We start from the raw sequence: 1,799 nt of genomic DNA, 5'->3' as shown, positions 1-1,799 counted from the left end.
ACGGCCCCGGAGTTGGCTTCCGGCGCGGCACTCGGGGAGCCCTCCGGCTCGGCGGGCGGCCGGCCGAAAGCCTTGACCTGGCGGACGCCGAGCCGCTCCAGTTCTTCGGCCAGCCCGTCCCCGGCCAACAGCAGCGGCACACCCATCGGTACCGACTCGGCAGCCGCGGCAGCTATGGCCTCGGCGTCGCCGGGAGGCGCGACGAACGCCACAGGACTGGAGTCAAACAACGCCTGGCTGGCGGCGAGCGATGCTTCGGCGTCGGAGCCGGCAAGCACCTGCGGATCGGCGGCACCAGCCCTCAACTGCACGCGATCCGGGGCAGCCTCTGTTGACGCTGCCGATGACGGCGGATCCTGGGCCTCGCCCGGCGCGGTGCAACCGGCAAGTACAACAGCGGCCGCCAGGACGGCGGCGGCGCCGGTTTTGAACCGGGGCCCGCGGCCCATCGTCTCCGCCCGTGCGGTGCCCCCAAGGCTCGCTGCGGTGCGGGCTGTCCGCGGTGCCGTGCTCACGGGTCGTGGCTCCCTTCGCCGGTTCCGGCCAGTCTAACCACGGGGACCGGCAGGGTTCCAACCAACGGCGGGCGCGCCGCGCACAAGCGTCTGCCGCGCACACGGGCATGCACCGCCGTCGTGCCGGATCAGGGGAGGCGGCGGTTTCGCCCGGGCGCGGCCATGAGCCGCCGGATCAGCCGAAGATATTGACCGGTTTGACGATGTCCGCGTAAATCAGCAGCGCGCCCATGCCCATCATCACCACGGCCACCACGTAGGTCAGCGGGAGCAGCTTGGCGATGTCCACCGGCCCCGGATCCGGGCGGCGGAACAGCTTGGCGAAGCCGCGGCGGATGGCCTCCCAAAGCGCGCCGGCCACGTGCCCTCCGTCGAGCGGCAGCAGCGGGATCAGGTTGAACACGAACAGCGCCAGGTTGACCGAACCGACCAACCCGATCAGCGAGGCCGCCCGCGCCTCGAAGGGAATCTCGTCCATCGCGCTGATCTCGCCGGCAATCCGGCCCACGCCCACTACGCTCATCGGCCCGTTCGGGTCGCGCGGAGCATCGCTGAAGGCGGCCTCGGCCACGTCGGCCAGCCGTTGCGGCAGATGGAGCACCACACCGGTGATCGCCTGCAGGTTCTCCCCCACGGCCGGGAGCACGTCGCCGGCGGGCTGCGGTACCAGCGCGGTGGTGGCGCCCATCCCCACGAAGCCCGCCTGCTCCGTCACCGGCTCGCCGTCGCCGTCGAGCAGCGGTTGCCCGGCGTCGTCGAATACCGGGCGTTCGGTGAGGATCGGGGTGATGGTCGTGGTGATTTCCCGGCCGTCGCGTTGGAGGGTGATCGGTGTCTGCTCCCCCGCCGCGTCCCGGATCCAGGCGGTCAACTGGTACCAGTCGGTGACCGGCCTGCCGTCGAAGGCGGTGACGGTGTCCCCGGGCCGGATGCCCGCCGCCGTGGCGGGAGCCTCGGGATCGCTGGGCAGGCAGTCGGTCTGTCCGGTTTCGGCGGCCTGCGACGCCGGGACCACGCATTTATTGACCTGGGCAATGGTGGTGGTGGCCTGGGCGGTGCCGAAGCCGACCAGCACGATGCCGATCAGCACCGTGCCGATGACCAGGTTCACGAACGGACCGCCGAGCATGATGATGATCCGTTTCCAGACCGGCAGTTTGTAGAACATCCGGTTTTCGTCGCCGGGCTGCAGCCGCTCGGCTTCGGCCTGCCGGGCGTCGTTGGCCAGTTGCTGGAACATGCCGGTGCTGGACCGGCGGACCGCGCCGCCGCCGTCGCCGCCTC

The 1,799-nt window shown here is 71.2% G+C and carries 1 protein-coding gene and 1 pseudogene; both read right to left on the bottom strand.

The window, feature by feature from the left end:
• Window positions 1–515, bottom strand: a pseudogene (locus tag AC5RUJ_RS15680) (hypothetical protein); the annotation flags it as partial.
• Between the two features lie 175 nt (window positions 516–690).
• Window positions 691–1,799 (bottom strand): site-2 protease family protein (locus AC5RUJ_RS15675; protein WP_494156177.1); only part of this gene is annotated, 1,109 nt, incomplete at its 5' end.

Source organism: Arthrobacter sp. Y3223164 (assembly GCF_059091005.1).
Note: the sequence above shows the minus strand (reverse complement) of the source record. Positions and strands in the feature narration are given on the sequence as shown.